Source organism: Winogradskya humida (genome assembly GCF_016862215.1).
Lineage (GTDB): Bacteria > Actinomycetota > Actinomycetes > Mycobacteriales > Micromonosporaceae > Actinoplanes > Actinoplanes humidus.
In genome coordinates, this window is sequence record NZ_BOMN01000067.1 from 54972 (window position 1) to 71630 (window position 16659).

At 69.0% G+C, this 16659-nt stretch carries 10 protein-coding genes; 4 read left to right on the plus strand and 6 right to left on the minus strand.

Features of this window, described 5'->3' with window-relative positions; genetic code table 11:
• Positions 1–356 precede the first annotated feature (356 nt).
• Together fusA and Ahu01nite_RS26275 are read left to right on the plus strand one after the other, a co-directional pair.
• Positions 357–2285, plus strand: a complete 1929-nt coding sequence (gene fusA, locus Ahu01nite_RS26270) for an elongation factor G (RefSeq protein ID WP_275411783.1) — start codon at positions 357–359, stop codon at positions 2283–2285.
• Positions 2286–2377: 92 nt separating this feature from the next.
• Positions 2378–2956 carry a hypothetical protein gene (locus Ahu01nite_RS26275; protein ID WP_203839299.1) on the plus strand — a complete coding sequence of 193 codons (579 nt, stop codon included), beginning with the start codon at positions 2378–2380 and terminating at the stop codon, positions 2954–2956.
• Positions 2957–3000: 44 nt separating this feature from the next.
• Here Ahu01nite_RS26275 and Ahu01nite_RS26280 read toward each other — a convergent pair whose 3' ends face one another.
• Both Ahu01nite_RS26280 and Ahu01nite_RS26285 read right to left on the minus strand, forming a co-directional pair.
• Entirely contained in the window at positions 3001–3798 is a 798-nt protein-coding gene (locus Ahu01nite_RS26280) for a hypothetical protein (RefSeq protein WP_203839300.1), read from the minus strand.
• A 135-nt stretch (positions 3799–3933) separates the two neighbouring features.
• Complete coding sequence (locus Ahu01nite_RS26285; protein WP_203839301.1) at positions 3934–5139, minus strand: S8 family peptidase; 1206 nt, start codon at positions 5137–5139, stop codon at positions 3934–3936.
• A 103-nt stretch (positions 5140–5242) separates the two neighbouring features.
• On the opposite strand from Ahu01nite_RS26285, the gene Ahu01nite_RS26290 reads away from it, so the two are divergent.
• Both Ahu01nite_RS26290 and Ahu01nite_RS26295 read left to right on the plus strand, forming a co-directional pair.
• Entirely contained in the window at positions 5243–6214 is a 972-nt protein-coding gene (locus Ahu01nite_RS26290) for a helix-turn-helix domain-containing protein (protein ID WP_203839302.1), read from the plus strand.
• Positions 6215–6250: 36 nt separating this feature from the next.
• Positions 6251–7231 (plus strand): AraC family transcriptional regulator, encoded by a 981-nt coding sequence (locus Ahu01nite_RS26295; protein ID WP_203839303.1) that lies wholly within the window; start codon positions 6251–6253, stop codon positions 7229–7231.
• Between the two features lie 9 nt (positions 7232–7240).
• Here Ahu01nite_RS26295 and Ahu01nite_RS26300 read toward each other — a convergent pair whose 3' ends face one another.
• The 4 genes from Ahu01nite_RS26300 to Ahu01nite_RS26315 form a co-directional block, all read right to left on the minus strand.
• A complete protein-coding gene (locus Ahu01nite_RS26300; RefSeq protein WP_203839304.1) occupies positions 7241–7984 on the minus strand; it encodes an SDR family NAD(P)-dependent oxidoreductase in 744 nt (247 codons plus the stop codon).
• A 179-nt stretch (positions 7985–8163) separates the two neighbouring features.
• Positions 8164–11388 carry a S8 family peptidase gene (locus Ahu01nite_RS26305; protein WP_239159147.1) on the minus strand — a complete coding sequence of 1075 codons (3225 nt, stop codon included), beginning with the start codon at positions 11386–11388 and terminating at the stop codon, positions 8164–8166.
• A gap of 887 nt (positions 11389–12275) precedes the next feature.
• Complete coding sequence (ligD, locus tag Ahu01nite_RS26310) at positions 12276–13244, minus strand: non-homologous end-joining DNA ligase (RefSeq protein WP_203839306.1); 969 nt, start codon at positions 13242–13244, stop codon at positions 12276–12278.
• A 253-nt stretch (positions 13245–13497) separates the two neighbouring features.
• On the minus strand, positions 13498–16563 hold the full coding sequence (locus Ahu01nite_RS26315) for a diguanylate cyclase domain-containing protein (RefSeq protein WP_203839307.1): 3066 nt from the start codon (positions 16561–16563) through the stop codon (positions 13498–13500).
• Positions 16564–16659: the final 96 nt, after the last annotated feature.

Here is a 16659-nt window from a genome sequence, read left to right on the forward strand (position 1 = left end):
CGTGTCCCTGTCTCTCTCACAGGACTAATACTGCAGGGCCAAGTTCAAGCGAACCTCTAGACCGGCTCCGGTGACCCGCAAGGTCCCGGAGCCGGTTTTTTCATGCTTCCAGGCGTAAATGCCGTGCGGTCTCCGGACCCGGCGGCCTACCCTTCGATCATCACCGCGAGCGAAGGGGGCAGGCCATGCGTTACCGCATCGACCTCGTCATCCCCGCGTCGCGTTTCGAGCTGATCCTCGTGTCCCGCGTGCCCGGCTCCGGGTGCGCCACCGGAGCTGGACGTTCCTGACCGTTACCCCGCACAGGGGAACGGGCGGGCGGGCGCTGTCCACCGTCGGATCAAGCTCGAAAGATCATCATCATGCGTGTCCGCAACCTCGGCATCCTCGCCCACGTCGACGCCGGCAAGACAACCCTGACCGAACGCATCCTGTACGCCACCGGCGCTACCCACAAACGTGGCGAGGTGCACGACGGGACCACCGTCACCGACTTCGACCCGCAGGAACGTGACCGCGGCATCACCATCTCCGCGGCCGCGGTCACGTTCGAGTGGGACGGCGACTGGATCAACCTGATCGACACCCCCGGGCACGTCGACTTCTCCGACGAGGTCGAGCGTTCGCTGCGGGTGCTCGACGGCGCTGTCGTCGTCTTCGACGGGGTGGCGGGCGTCGAACCGCAGAGCGAGTCCGTGTGGCAGGCCGCCGACCGGTACGGCGTACCGAGGATCGCCTTCGTCAACAAGCTCGACCGCGCCGGGGCCGACCTCGACGCGGTGCTCACCTCGATCCGGGACCGGCTCGGTGTCACCCCGCTCGCGGTGCAACTGCCGATCGGGCGCGAGGACGGCTTCGAAGGCGTCATCGATCTCGTCGCCATGCGCGAGCTGACGTGGGCGGACGGTGTCCTGCGCACCCGGCCGGCCCGGTCGGCCCAGGCACTGACAGCGCGTACAGCGCTCGAGGAAGCCGTCGCGGAACGGCACGAGGGAGCGCTGCGGGAGCTCGGGAACGTCTCCGATGGCACCCTGCGACTGGCGTTGCAGGAGTTGACGCACAGCGGCGGGATCGTGGTGGTGCTGTGCGGGTCGGCGTACCGGAACAAGGGCATCGAGCCGCTGCTGGACGCCGCGGTCGACTACCTGTCCCGCCCCGGGCCCGGTGGCGACGCGAGCGGTGATCTGGCGGCTCTGGTGTTCAAGGTGCAGGCGAGCAGGCTCGGGCGGCTGACGTACGTGCGGATCTACGACGGGACTGTGCGGAAGGGGGACGTGGTGTGGGATGCGCGCGGTGGGCGTACCGAGCGAATTGCCAGGATCCTGCGCATCCAGGCCGACCGGTACACCGCGGTGGAGCAGGCGGAAGCCGGCGACATCGTCGCCCTGACCGGGATGAAGGCCGCGACGGCCGGGACCACCCTCTGCACCCGCGAGCACCCGGTGCTGCTCGAGGAACCCCGCACGGCCGAGCCGCTCGTCTCGGTGGCGGTCGAGGCGCGCAGCAACACCGACGTGCAGCGGCTGTCCACCGTGCTGGCGTACCTCGCTGAGCAGGATCCGTCGCTGGTCGTGCGCACCGATCCGGAGACCGGGCAGATCCTGCTGTCCGGCCTCGGCGAACTGCACCTCGAGGTCGCCGTGGAGAAGGTACGCACCGACAGCGGCCTGGCTGTCACCGTCGGCCGGCCGCAGGTCTCCTACCGCGAAACCATCGTGCGTGGGGTGACCGGATTCGTTCACCGGCACGTCAAGCAGGACGGCGGCGCGGGTCAGTTCGCCCACGTCGTACTGGATGTCGCTCCCCTGCCGGAGGGTGACTTCGAGTTCGAGTCCGCGGTGACCGGCGGGCGGGTGCCACGCGAGTACGTTCGCGCGGTCGAGGCCGGCTGCCGGGAAGCGCTCGGGGCAGGTCCGGTCGGCGGGCATCGGGTGACCGGGCTGCGGGTCACCCTCACCGACGGTGCCACGCACTCCAAGGACTCGTCGGAGATGGCGTTCCGCGCGGCCGGGCGGTTCGGGCTGCGGGCGGCGCTGCAGGCCTGCGAGATGGTGGTGCTCGAGCCGGTCGCGGAGGTCACGGTGAGTGCGCCGGAGGACGCGCTCGGTGCCGTGCTCGGTGATCTTGCCGCGCGGCACGGCCAGATCATCAACTCATCGGCACGTACGGTGACCGCGCTCGTTCCGCTCGCTGAATTGTTCGGGTACGCGACTCAGCTGCGCAGCCGGACGAGTGGGCGCGGGACGTTCACCTCGCGGGCGGCGGGCCACCGCGCAGCGGCATAGCACTCGGGGGCCGGGCCTGGTCCTTTCGCTGGACCGGGCCCGGGCTTCTCGCTGTGCTTTCTTGTCGGACCCGGCCCGTAGGGTCCGGGATCATGGGCAGCACTTATCAGACGATTCTCGCTACCGGCGCGCTTGACGACGTGCGCGCCGCGGTGGCCGGGTCGGGGCAGCGGGCGGTCGTGATCCCGGTCGGCGAGCAGCGCTGGGCCGTCGTGCCGGAGGACGAGAACGGCTGGGCCCCCACCGACGATCTCGCCCGCCTGCTGAGCCGCCCGGCCGGCGCACTGGCCGCCGCCTTCAGCGTCTTCGACTCCGACGTCCTGGTGGCCGGCCTGTTCCGCGAGGGCCGCGCATTCCACGACTACCTGAACAAACAGCAACTCGTCGAGCAGGACTGGGACGACGACGACAACGAGATCCAGGTCGACCATCTCGGCCGCATCTACCCCCTCGACGCAACTCCCCCATCCGGTGCATACGGCGCCGACCCCGAGGTCTTCGCACCCTTCGCCCCGGGCGACGTCGATCTGCCCGCCGTGCGGGCCAACCTGACATCCGAGCAGTCCATGGCCAACTCCCAGCACCACGAGCTGCTCCACCTACTCGGCCTCGACCCACGCCCGTTGCAGATGCGCTATGCCGACGCGCTCAAGTCCGGCCTGGGCGTTTGACCGGTTCTGCCAGGTCGGGCGCCAGGTCTGGCCGGCGTGGGCGGTCAGGTCTGGTGGTCCAGCCAGCCGCAGTCGGAGCAGACGTCGAAGCCGCGGAACTGGGCGAGGCGGCGGCCGCCGCAGGCTGGGCAGACGACGCGGTAGTGCTCGTGGTGGGTGTTGCCGCGGCTCGGGGGGAAGACGACGGTGAAGAACATCCGGCGTTGCCAGCGGCCGTCGCCGGGGTCGACCGCGAGGACGCCGGAGCGGAGGCGGACGTCGACGCGGGCGAGGAGCCGGGTGCCGGCGGCGGCTGTGGGCGGGGTCAGGAGCAGGCCGGCCACGTCGGCGGGTTTGGCGTCCTCGATGCCGGAGATGATCGTGGATTCGCGGCGTACCCCTTCGGCGCCGACCGGGCCGATCGGGAGTTCGGTGCACCAGGCCGGGCGCGGGCCGGGGTCGGACTGGCCGAGCCGGGTGCGGAAGATCGTCCAGAGGCCGAGCTGCTCGGAGCCGACCAGGCCGATCTTCACGTCGGAGCCGCGCTCGTCGTTGAGGCCGACCAGTTCCGGCCCCCACTTGGTGGCCCGCTGCGCCGCGGCGACCGCCACTCCGACCCCCGGGTAGAGCACGTCGGCAACCACTTCGGTGAAACGCCACAGTCCACCACGGGCCACGTCGCCGGCTATCTCGTCGCAGCGGGCGGCGGCCCATTCGGAGACCCGGCGCTGCTGCGGACGGTCGGGCAACTGCGGACGGCGGCGCGGCGCGGGAATCCGGGCCCGGGGCTCGAACCAGGACTGCCGCTCCCGGGGGTCTTCTCGGTGGGTGTTGCGGGGTTCCTTTCGGTGGCCGTAACGCATAGACACATGCTGTCACCGGGTACCTACCGCGGCCACCTCAACGGGACCGGACCGGAGCCGTCAGATCGCCCGTGAGCTGCATGATCTGACGATCCGGCCGCGGCGCAGGGTCCTTCGTTCGGGTGACGGGGAGGGTCAGAACGCTCCTGTGTAGAGCAACCGGTTCGGGGTTCCGGCGCCCGGGCCGGCGACGACGCCGGGGGTCGCGGCGGACACGATCTCCGCGTGCACGTCCGCCGGGGTCGCCGCCGGGTGCTTCGCCAGGTAGAGCGCCGCCGCGCCGGCCACGTGCGGGGCGGCCATGGACGTACCGCTGATCGTCCTGGTCGCGTTGTCGTCGGTGATCCAGGCCGAGGTGATGGTGAGGCCGGGTGCGAAGACGTCGACGCAGGTGCCGCGGTTGGCCCAGCTCGGTTTCTGGTCGGTGTTGTCGACGGCGGAGACGGTGAGGGCGGCCGGAACCCGGGCCGGCGACTGGGTGCAGGCGTCCAGGGGGAGGAGGCCGAGCGGTCCGCCGTTGCCGGCCGCGATCGCGTAACTCACGCGGCCGGCGATCGAGCGGCTGACGGCGGCGTCGAGGGCCGGGTCCGGTCCGCCGCCGAGGCTCATGTTGGCGACCGCGGGCTTGACCGCATTCGCCGTCACCCAGTCGATCCCCGCGACGACCTGCGCGGTCGTGCCGCTGCCTTCACAGTTCAACACCCGGACCGCCACCAGTTGTACGCCCTTGGCGACCCCGAACGAGCTGCCCCCGACCGTACCCGCGACGTGAGTGCCGTGACCGTTGCAGTCATCGGCCGCACCGCCGTCGATCGCGTCGAACCCGCTGGTCGCACGGCCGCCGAAGTCCGCGTGCGTGGTGCGGATGCCGGTGTCGATGATGTACGCGTGCACGTTCGACGCGGATGTCGAATACGTGTACGTCGTGCTGAGCGGCCGGGTGCGCTGGTCGATGCGGTCGAGTCCGTACGACGGCGGATCGGTCTGCGTGGTGCTCGCGTGGTGCACGATGTTCGGCTGCACGGCGGTGACCGCGGGGTCGGCGGCCATCTTCGCGGCCTGCTTGGCGGTCATCGTCGCCGCGAATCCGCGTACGGCATGCGAATAGGTCTGCCGGACCTTGCCGCCGTGCTTCTTCGCGAGCGCCCTGGCCTGGGTCTTGACCGCGGTGTCGTCCTGCTTCAGAAGGATCACGTAGCTGTCGGGTACGACGTCGGTCTCCGGAGCGACGGCAACCACGGCCCGCTCGACAGGCGCCGCGCCCGCGGTCGTCGGCACAGCCACGGTGCTCAGGGCCACGGCTGCGGCAGCCGCGACCGTTATCCGTGCGGATGTCGGCATCTGCGCCTCCTCCAGTTAGATCACGGTTACTCAAAGTGAAGGTAGCAGCTTGATCGGCCACCAGAATGTGATCGCCGGGCGGGTGTGTTCGTAGAGTTGCCGCATGGAGCCCGATCTCGGCGTGCTGACGGAAGCGGAGCAGCACGCGTACCGCCTGCTCGTCCGGCTCGGCGGAGCCGGCGCCGACGACCTCGCCGCGCACGACGCGATGTCACCCGCCGAGGCAGCGGCGGTCCTGGAAGGCCTGCGCACCAAAGGGCTGGCCGGCGCCGGGCCGATCTACCACCCGCTGCCGCCGGACGTCGCACTCGGCGACGTGCTCCTGCGCCGGCAACAGACGCTCGAGAACGCGCGCCAGACCGTGGCCGCCCTCAGCGAGGACTACCGCAACCACACCCGCCGGCGCAGCTCAGAACATCTCGTCGAGATCGTGGTCGGCGCGCAGGTCCTGCGACAGCGGCTGCGCGCGATGCAGGACGCCGCCCAGGAGGAGATCCTCTGGTTCTGCCGAGCCAACCCGCTCGCGATGGCCGGACCCGAGAACGCCGAGGAGAACTCGGCGCTCGGCCGCGGCGTGAAATACCGCGCGATCTACGAACGCGAACTGCTCGAAAAACCCGGCGAGCTGCAGAGCATCCTCGAATCAATGGCCGCCGGCGAGGAGTCCCGCACGCTCCCCACCCTCCCCGTACGCCTGGCAATCGCCGACCGCTCCCTCGCGATCTGCCCGCTCGTGCCCGACGAGTCCCGCGGCTTCGGCGAACCGACCGCCGCCCTGATCCGCTCCAGCGAACTCCTCGACGCCCTGGTCGCCCTCTTCGAAAGCTACTGGGAACGCGCGACGCCTCTCGTCGGAGAGACGCCGCGCGCCGAGTTGCAACAGTCCGAGGTCCTGCTGTTGTCGCTGTTCGTCTCCGGAATGCCGGACAAGTCCATCGCCACCCACCTCGGCGTCAGCAAACGAACCGTCCAGCGCCGCCTCGACCGCCTCATGGACCTCGCCGGCGTCGACACCCGCACCGGCCTCGCCTTCCAGGCCGCCCGCCGGGGCTGGCTCTCAGCCCCGAACGCCTAGCGGTCGGCCTCGTCAGGGGTTGGCTACTGTTCTGGCATGTATCGCTGGAACGAGCGTGGTCTGACACCGACGCCCGATGCCTGGCGGGAAGCGTTCATCGACCTGCACGGGGAGAGCCGGGTCACCCTTACGGATGCCGGCCCGTGGGCGGGGCGGCTGGAGTGGCAGCGGTCACGGTCGTACGGCATCGCGCTCTGCGGCAACGTCCGCGAGGAGTTCGTGCGGGAGCGGCGGCACATCCGGACAGACCCGCGCGGCGTGTTCGAGCTGCTGGTGCCGACCGCCGGGAGCGCCCAGGTGGAGCAGGCCGCAGCCGCGGGCGAGATCCGGCCGGGCACTCTCGCGCTGTGCGACGTGGACCGCCCGGTGACCTTCACCCACGGTGAGGAATTCCAGTCAGTTGCGCTGATCTTCCCCAGTGACGCGATCCACCGCCGGAATCCCACCGCGGCCCGGAATCAGCAGGTCTTCGACGGCACCGCGGGGCTCGGCCGGCTGATCCGGCAGACGGTGCTCACCCTCCAACAGGAGCGGGAACACCTCTCCGAGGCAACCTTCGACATCGCCTGCGACCAGCTGCTCGACCTGCTCTGCCTGGTCGCCGAGGGCGCCGGCGACTCGGCGCCGGCCGCCCAGCGACAAGAGGTCGAGGCGCAGGTGAGGCAGTACGTCCGCCGTCACGCTGCCGACCCCGGCCTCTCCATCACCGGCATCGCCCGGGCGCTGGGCTGGTCGGCGCGATATCTGCAGGACGTGCTGCAGACCGCCGGCACCACCTCCCGCGACCTGATCCGCGCGGAGCGGCTGCGGCTGGCCCGGACCCGATTGGCCAGTTCAACCTGGGACAACCGCTCGATCGCGCAGGTCGCGCACGCGTCCGGGTTCGCCAGCCACGCCTCGTTCGCCACCGCCTACCGCCGCGAGTACGGTGACACGCCCCGCGAGACCCGCGGCGACCGCCGCGAGTTCGACTTCACGCGCCGCGAGACCCGCGGCGACCGCCGCGGTGAGTTCTGAAGCCAGGTCTCAGGCGAGGGCGCCGCCGTCGACACGAACGGTGCTGCCGGTGATGTACGCGGCGTCCGGCCCGGCCAGGAACGCCACCACACCGGCGACCTCGTCGGCATCGGCGTACCGGTGCATCGGGATGACCGCCTGAAGCATGAACCGGCCGCCCTCGGAATCCTTCGACATGGCCATATCGGTGTCGATGATGCCGCACTCGATCACGTTCACGTTGATCCCGCGGGCGGCGAAATCCTGGGCCCACCCCCGGGTGTACGCCGTGACCGCAGCCTTGGTCGCCGCGTAGTCGGACATGCCGGCTGCGAAGGTCTTGCTGGCAAGGCCGGACGACAGGTTCACGATCCGGCCGCCCTCGCGCATGTGCCGCACGGCCCGGTAGGTCGTGTCGGCGACACCGGTCACGTTGATCGCGACCTGCTCGTCGCGCCCGGCGTCGGTCAGCTCCCCGGGCCGGAAGACACCGGCGCTGTTGACCAGGATGTCGATCCCGCCGAACTGCTGAGCGACCGCGTCCACCATGGCCGTCACCTGGGCACGGTCGGCCTGATCGGCCTGAATGCCCTCGGCACGTACGCCCTGCGACCGCAGTTGCTCGACCACCGTCTTCGCCTTCTCCGCCTGTGCGACATAGGTGATGACCACGTCCGCGCCCAGCGAAGCCAGCCGCCGGGCCGTCGCCGCGCCGATCCCCCGGCTACCCCCGGTCACCAGCGCCACCTTGCCCGACAGAATCTTCTCGCCCACGAGCCACTCACTCCTTGTGAAATCCGCGCCTACCCCGTGCCCGATCAACACTCGCGGCCGGGGCGCGCGCGGTCTTTCGCTGCGGCGCACAGCACTTGCGCCAGGGCGCAGAGGTTGTGTGCAATTTAGTTGTGCACAACTAAATTGCACACAACCAAATTGCACACAACCTTTCTCGCTCAGCTGCGACCGTAGGCCCGGATGACGGTCTGGGTGAGAGCGTTACCGGCAGTGTCCTCAGCGGTGACCCGCAGCGAGACCGGCGTACGCCCCGGCAGGACAACCGCGGTCGTGCCGATGACGACAGCGCGACTCCAGCCGGCACCATCGTTGGTGGACACCTCGACCTTGAGCGACTTCAGCTTCGCGGAGAAGGCGAGTTTCACGCCGAGCGGCTGCGGCGTGTAGTTCACCCCGAGAAGCGGCAGGTCACCCTCGGACTTCGACGTGAAGGTCCACTCCGATTCGGTACGCGTGCCGTACACCCAGTCCTCGTTGCTGCGAGCCGTGCCGACCTTCAGCTTGTACGTCGCCTGCCCGGCCGTGGTGGTGACGTCCCCGACGCCCCCGGCCAGGTCGGCGATCTGCTTGCCGTCGCGCGACAACGTGCCCGTGGCATTGTCGCCGTACGTGGCGAACTCGTAGTGGCCATCGCTGTCGACGAACTCCGGAACCTGCAGGTGCAGCACGTCGCCGGAGCGGTACGAGCCGATGTTCGCGGGCCGCACGACCGCGCCGCCCCACTTCTCCGACTTGGTGCCTGCCTTGTAGCTCGTGGTAGCGCCCCGGAATCCGTCGAGCAGCGGGCCCTCGGTGTTCCACGGGTATTCGTGGGTGACGGCGTGCCGCCAGACCGAGTCGCCGGCCGAGACCCACTCCTCGCGGGTCGACGGTGTCCTGACCGGGCGCGACGTGTCGTTCCACGCGACGGTCTGCCAGGGGCGCCAGCCGAAGCGCTGCTCGCGTACCCAGTCGAAGCCGCCGTTGTCCGCATAGCTGGACGTGATCCGCATGCTGTTGGCCGTGGTGACCTTGTAGACGACCTTCTCCGGGATCCGGTCCTTGGAAACCTGAAGAACGTCATAGAGGTACGGGCTGGAAGTCGTCAAAGTCAGGTCAAGTGTCGAGGGCGCCTTCTTCAACAACCTCTGACCATCGTCGTACGCGACAGCCAGCGCGACGATCGGCAACCGCTCGACAATCGTCGGATTGAAAACCGTCCACGCGCTGCGGTCCGCAGGCCGCACCACCAAGGCGACTGCCGCGCCGGCCTTGGCTGCGGCGATGACCTGCTCGTTCTCGTCGGTCTCCCAGCTTCCCGGGATCAGGACGGCTTTTCCACGTACGTCCTTGGTGCCCCACTTGACCAGCGGGAACTTCTTCGTCCCGTCGAACCACGGCGACTCGCCGACGAGGTTCGCGTCGACCGGCTCGCTGACCCCGGGCACCTTCGTCTGGACCCGCGGGGCGACCAGCTGCCACCGCGACGAGAACTCGAAGCTGCCCTCGGCGACCTTCTTCGTCGGGGAGACGTTGACCTGCTGAACCGTACTGAAATGCATGACACCGTGGGAGATGCTGCGGCCCGTCCCGGTGGTCCGGTGGATGTAGTAGCTGAGCACCGTCTGCTGCTCGGCCGGCTTCGGTGTCTCGATCGTGATCGGCGTGCCCTTACGCGCGTCGACCAGCACCGTGATGTCCTTGTCGACCTTCAGCTCGGGGATCGTGACGAAGGTGACCTGCTCGTCCAGCGGCGCGCCGTCCTCGATGAGCGCGTCCAGCAGGTACGTGCCTTCCTGCAGCTCGTACGTGGCGCCGGCCGGGGTGAGCCAGCCCAGCGTGTCGAACCGGCTGTCGTCGCCGCGCAGGTCCAGCACGGGAACGGTGGTCGGCTGCCCGGACCGGTTCACGGCCTTGACGGTGACCTTGTGACTCGGCCCGTCCAGCACCGCACCGACCGCGGTGGTGACGGTGATCCCGGTGGCGGTGGCGCTGATCCAGCCGCTGATCTTGCCGGGCTTCTGCGCGGCGAAGTCGATCGTGGCGGTCACCGTCGCCGTGGCTTTCGCGGGCACTGTCACCGTGGCGGCGCTCAGCTTCACGGCCGCGGGGGCGGTGAGCTTCAGGGTGACCGGGGTCGCGGCGGTGTTGGAGTACGTGATCGTCTTCGACCCGGTGGTCGGCGCCGTCCCCTTGGTGTGCACGCCGTAGTCGGCGATCGGGGTCCCGGTCACCGCCTGGGTCGTCACGCGAGCGAGGTCGACGCGGCCGGCGCCCTGCGCGTACACATCGGGTCCGGTTGTCGTCTTTGCCGTACTGACCAGGGCTTCCTTGATCTTCGCACCGGACCAGTCCGGGTGCTGCTGAGCCACGATCGCGGCCGCCCCGGCAACATGCGGCGTCGCCATCGACGTCCCGGAGGCCGCCGTGTAGAACTCGTCCACCGGCTCACCCATGGTGGTCCCGGCCGCGCGGGCCGCCACGATGTCCACCCCGGGAGCCGTGATCTCCGGCTTCAACCCCAGGTCACCGAGCCGCGGTCCACGGCTGGAAAAACTCGCGATCTGATCGGTACGGTCGACCGCGCCGACGGTCAGCGCATCAGTCGCCGCGCCCGGCGTCCCCACACTCGAATCGGCGCCCTCGTTACCGGCAGCAACCACGAACAGCGCGCCACTGGCCTCACTGATCTCGTTGACGGCCAGACTCATCGGATCGAGCCCGTCGGTAGCTCCGCCCCCGAGGCTCATGTTGACAACCTTCGCCCCCGAGCCCACGGCCCACTGCATCCCGGCGATGATCTCGGACTCGTACCCCGTCCCGTCATCACCGAGCACCTTGCCGATCAGCAGCTCCGACCCGTACGCGACACCCTTGCGACTCCCCCCGGAAGCAGCCCCGGACCCGGCAATCGTCGACGCCACATGCGTACCGTGCCCGAACCGGTCAACCACATCCGGGCTGCTGCTGAAGTTCGCCGTCCCGGCAATCTTCCCCGCCAGGTCAGGGTGGGTGGCATCAATTCCGGTGTCCAAAATGGCCACCTTGACACCGCGCCCGTCCAGCCCCTGCTGCCACGCCGTCGGCGCACCGATCTGCGCGGTGCTCTTGTCGAGCGCCGTCTTCACCTTGCCGTCCAGGAAGATCTGGGTGGCGCTGCTCAACCGCGCCTGCCCGTTCTGGCTCTTCCAGAACTCCGCCAAGCTGCTCTTCACAGGCTTGACAGCGGTGGCACCAATGCTGGAAATATCGGGAGAGGCCCCCGAGGTACGCAGCCCCGCGGTGCCACCACCCTTGACGATCAGCGGCAGAGTCGCCGAGCTGGCATCGCCGAACCCATCAGCGATCAGGTGCTCGACGTCGAACAGCTCCGCATCAACCCGTCCATCCGAGATCAGCGGCACCGCGTCCGACGGAACAACCCGAATCCCGCCATCACCCTCAAAAGTATGGAAACTGATGCCTTCACGCCCCGCCGCAGGCGTCACCGAGGCAGCGAACTTCCCACCCTCAACCGGCGCCAACCGCACAACATCCCCGGTAATCAGGGTAATGCTCTGCGCCTGCACCGACGCTTCGTCTTTCTCCCCAACGGCTGACGCCCCCGCCGCCACCGCAGGCACAGGTATCGCCGCGGCGCCGATCAGTACGCCGGCTAGCAGTCGACCGAGCATAGGAACTCCTTAATGCGTTGTTCACTCCACGCATCATCGGATCCCTATATTCACGAAAATGTTTCCAACCCCTGCCGCACAGTCGACATGGCACCAAGTGGACACCAGCCCAGCACCGCCGCCCTGAGCCCGCCTTTTCCCGCCCCCGGCGCCGTCCCCTGCCTTATCTCCCGCCCGCCGCACCCATCCCGAACAACTTTCCCGCCCCCGACACCACCCCCCACCCTTTTGCCTCCACGCCTGGCAGAACTACCCAGCCCATACCGCGCCTACCGCTCAACCCGGCAGGCGTCCATGCCCGGCGCCACGTCACGCCCGGCGCCACCTCACGCCCGGCTCAACCTCATGCCCGGCGCCATCTCATGCCCGGCATCCCCTCACGCCCGGCATCCCCTCACGCCCGGCATCCCCTCACGCCCGGCTCAACCTCACGCCCGCCGCCACCTCACGCCCGGCATCCCCTCACGCCCGCCGCCACCTCACGCCCGGCGTTTCAACCGCGCCCCGCGTTCAACCCTCAGTGGCCGCGCAATTCCCAACTCTCGCCTACGCCCGGGCGTAACTCGCGCCTGCCTCACAGCAGGCGCCCCGGTCTCAGCGGTAATCAATTCCCGGATCTATGCGCCGGCGTCGGGATCGGCGGGTCCTTCGAGGCCGGTCTTCTCATCACGTTCGGCCCACTCGAGCAGCGGCCGCAGATCATGCGCGACATCATCGATACCCGCATGCAGATCACCGAGCTCCGCGAACCGCGCCGGCACTGTAAGCAGAGTGAAGTCGTCCGGCTCCACGGTGTCGACCTCGTCCCACCGGATCGGGGTGGACACGGTGCCCCGCCGGTTTCCGCGTACCGAGTAGGCGCTCGCGATGGTGTGGTCCCGCGCGTTCTGGTTGTAGTCGACGAACAACGCCCGAGGGTCCCGGTCCTTGCGCCACCACGTCGTCGTCACCTCATCGGGCGCCCGCCGCTCCACTTCCCGAGCAAAGGCCAGCGCCGCCCGCCGCACGTCCCCGAACCCGTAGTCAGGCTTGATCCGCACGTAGATGTGCAGCCCCCGCCCACCCGACGTCTTCGGATAACCGGCAATACCCAACTCGTCGAGCACCTCATGGGCAACATTCGCCACCCGCCGCACGGTCCCAAAGCCACACTCAGGCATAGGATCAAGATCGATCCGCCACTCATCCGGCCTCTCCACATCAGCCCGCCGCGAGTTCCACGGATGAAACTCAACGGTCGACATCTGCACAGCCCAGACAACCTCCCCAAGCCCACCCACACAAAGCTCATCAGCATGCCGGTTGTACCGCGGAAAAGTAACCCGCACAGTCTGCAACCACGGCGGAGCCCCATGAGGCACCCGCTTCTGATGAACCTTGTCCCCCGCCAACCCCTCAGGAAACCGGTGCAACATGCAAGGCCGCTCCCGCAAAGCCCGCACAATCCCGTCGCCCACACTCAGGTAATAGTTAGCAAGGTCAATCTTGGTCAGCCCGAGCTCAGGAAAATACACCCGATCCGGATTCGAGATCCGAACAGTGTGCTCCCCCGCCCCGACCTCAACAGCAGGCGACTTAGTAGCCATAAATCACAACGTAGCTGCTCAGCCCACCCCCCGCTCCCCCTCACACCTATAACCGCCCCACGCCACGCCACGCTGCCTTGCTCGGGCCCGCCCACGCCTGCCCCGCCCTGCCCCGCGCCCTCTGCCACGCGCCGCCCTGCCCGGACCGCGCCTGCCCTGCCCGGACCGCGCCGCCCTGCCCTGCCCCGCCCTGCCCCGGCCCACGCTCGCTCTGCTCTGCCCTGCGCCGCCCTGCCCCTGCCCAGCGCCGCCCTCACCGAGCACGATGCCGCCCGGACCTTTCCGCCTCGCTGTACTCAGCCCATCGATGCTCAGCATGCGGCGTCCCCCCACCCCACTGCTGCCCAGCCTGCAAGGCATTCACCCGCTGCTGCTCACTGCTCGGCGTAATCACCCGCCCCTGCCCACCGCCCGGCGCGACAACACCCTGCCGCCCACCCTCCGGCGCGACAACACCCTGCCGCCCACCGCCCGACGCAACAGCACCCCGTCGCCCACCGCCCGCCCCGCCCGCCCGCTGCTGACCAGCGTTCGCCCCACCAGCCCAATGCTGCCCAGCATTTTCCCCGCCCGACCACTGCTGCCCAGCGTTAGCTCCGGTAGGCCGCTGTTGCCCGGCGTTCGAATCGCCATCCCATCGCTGACCGGCATTCGCCCCACCAGGCCATTGCTGACCGGCATTCGCCCCACCCGACCACGGCTGACCGGCGTTCGCTCCGCCGGGCCACTGCTGACTAGCAGCTGGACCCCCAGGCCACTGCTGACCGGCAGCCGTCGCGCCGGGCAATAGCTGGCCGGTGTCGGAGCGGCTGCCCTGCTGCGGGTCAAATCTTGTCTCATCGGCCCGACTCGGCTCATTGGTCGAACCGCCTGCCCACTGCTCAGCTCGCGGGGCGCTGGACCGTCGCGGATCAGTCGACAACGGGGGCGGCGGCACGAATCTCTGCGGGTTCGTAGGCGGTGCAACAGCCCACCGCGGCGCATCCGACGTCGCCGCCGACCCCGAGACTGCACTCCACTGCGACTCGCTAGGACCACCTGCCCCGGACGGCGTCCCCCAAGGGGAGCCTTCGGACGCCAGCGGTGCGCCCCACTGCGAATCCGCCGGCAATTCCGAGCCGCCCTTTGTTTCCCAAGGAGCATCGACCACCGGCACCGTGGCCCGGCCCTGTGCGGTCGGGGACACCGCGAACCAGCGGGACTTCGACTTCGGCTCGGGCTGGTTCTCCTGGTACAGCCCCAGTTCCGGCGCTACGGGTTCGTAATTCTCCGCGACGTCTGGCATGCGCGATTCCGTCATGAGCGACAGGTGCGGCTGCGGAGCCGTAGCTGCGAACCGGTCCATCTCCGTGGGCAACTGTGGCTCCGCCGAACCGATTCCGGCCGCCCGTGGCGAGTCCGACTCCGAGAATCCGAGCGGGTCCACTCCCCGTGCCGGGTGTGACTCGGGCATCGTGGACCACGTTGGTTCTGTCAGAGCAGCTTGACGCGGGCCCACGTGCGGCTCCGGTTGAGGCACCGCGGGCAGCATCGGGGCGACGCCGCTGGTCCGGCCTCCGGTTTGGCGCTTCTCCGTGTACATGGCGTGGTCGGCCGCGCGCAGGGCCTGGTCCGGGTCGTCCGACGGGTCGGCGAGGTGGACGCCGACGCTTGCGGTGATCCGGACCTCGTGGCCCAGGACGAGGAAGGGATGCTCCACCTCGGCGCGCACCCGGTTGCTCATCGTCTCGGCGTCCGGTCCGGCCACGATGCCGGGCATCAGGACCACGAACTCGTCGCCGCCGACGCGGGCGAGAACGTCCTCTTCGCGTACGCATGCGGAGAGGCGGTCGGCCACCTGCCGCAACAATTCGTCGCCGGCTTCGTGGCCGTAGGCGTCGTTGACCGGTTTGAAGCCGTCCAGGTCGACGAAGAGCACCGCCACCGAGTCGCTCCGCAGCGACGAGTCGAGTGCGTCCTGCAGCCTGCGCCGGTTCGGCAGCCCCGTCAGCGCATCGTGTTGTGCCTCGTAGGTGAGCCGTTCCTGGAACGCCCTGTTCTCGGAGACGTCACGTGCGTTGATGACGATGCCGTTCAGGGCCGGGTTGTACATCTGGTTGGAGGCGGTGAACTCGAACCACGTCGCCGTCCCCGAGGCGTTGAGGATGCGGGTCTGCAAGCGCAGCACCCCGTCGCGCTGCTGCATGAGGCTGGCGAACGCACCCATCATGTTCTGCCGGTCGTCGGGGTGAACCAGGTCGAAGACGCTGCTGCCCTGCTTGGATCCGGCGGGAAAGTGCAGCACGGACGCGGCGCTGGGGCTCGCATACTCCACGCGGCCCTCGGCATCGAGCACGGCCACCATGTCGGGTGCGTGCTGGAAGAGTGCCTGGAACTTCTCGTCCGCGCGGCGCCGCTGGATCTGTGTGCGGTAGCCCAGGATCGAGATGCCGACCGCGCCGATGAGCAGCATGGCGAGCAGCGTGATGTTGATGGTCTGGCTGCGGCTGTGGACCGCGCCGTCGAACGATGCCATCGTCTGGGTCCGCACATAGGCCCATCCGCCGGGGAGGACGTCACCGGTCACGACGGAGGCGATCTGGTCGGCGCCGCCGGAGGAATACTCGGCGAAACTGGGCCCGTCGGGGTTCGCCTTGATCGCCGCGATGATCGACGCGTCAACTGCGGTGCCGATGGTGCCGGCTTCGCTGCTGTAGCCGACCACTCCGGCACTGTCGATGATCAAGGTGACGTGCGCAGAGCTCTTGAGCTTCGCTGTGTACGCCTGGAGCGTGGTCCGGGCCAACTCACTGAACCCGATGAGCACGGCCGTCGCAGCACCGGAAACCTTGATGGGGACGGCAACGGCCTGCACCGCGATCGGCTTGTTGTCGCTGCTCGGCACCAGCATCACGGGCGAGAATCCGGCCTGACCGGCGAGCAGCAGCTTACGCATGGCCGCATACCCGGGATCGGACGCGACGGGCAGCGCGTTGGTCGTGGTGGCGTTGAGCACCGCGCCGGTCAGCGTGGTGATCGCCGCGCCATATGAGAACAGTGACGACTTGCGGACGTACTCCTTGAGGGCGTCCCTGTCGCTCGCGACCCCGGCACCGAGATTGAACGGATAGCTGTCGGCGAACGCGGCAAGATCCTTGGCGGAAAGCAGCTGCATCTGCCCGGCAAGCGTGGCGTTGTTGACGGCGAGCGCCTGTGTGTCGGCGCGGTGCACGGTGTCGGCCGCTCGCAGCGCTGACCTGTTCACCAGCACACCGACGATGCCGACGGCCACCAGCAGCAGAACGCTGACGACCACGGCGATCCAGTTGCGCAGCCGCATCGATTGCCTCCTCACCGGTCCCATCGGGCAGGATCCGCCGGATCTGAAGAAAACGGTTCCCGTCACATCCGCCCCGCGCGTGGGCAGAGGCACCAC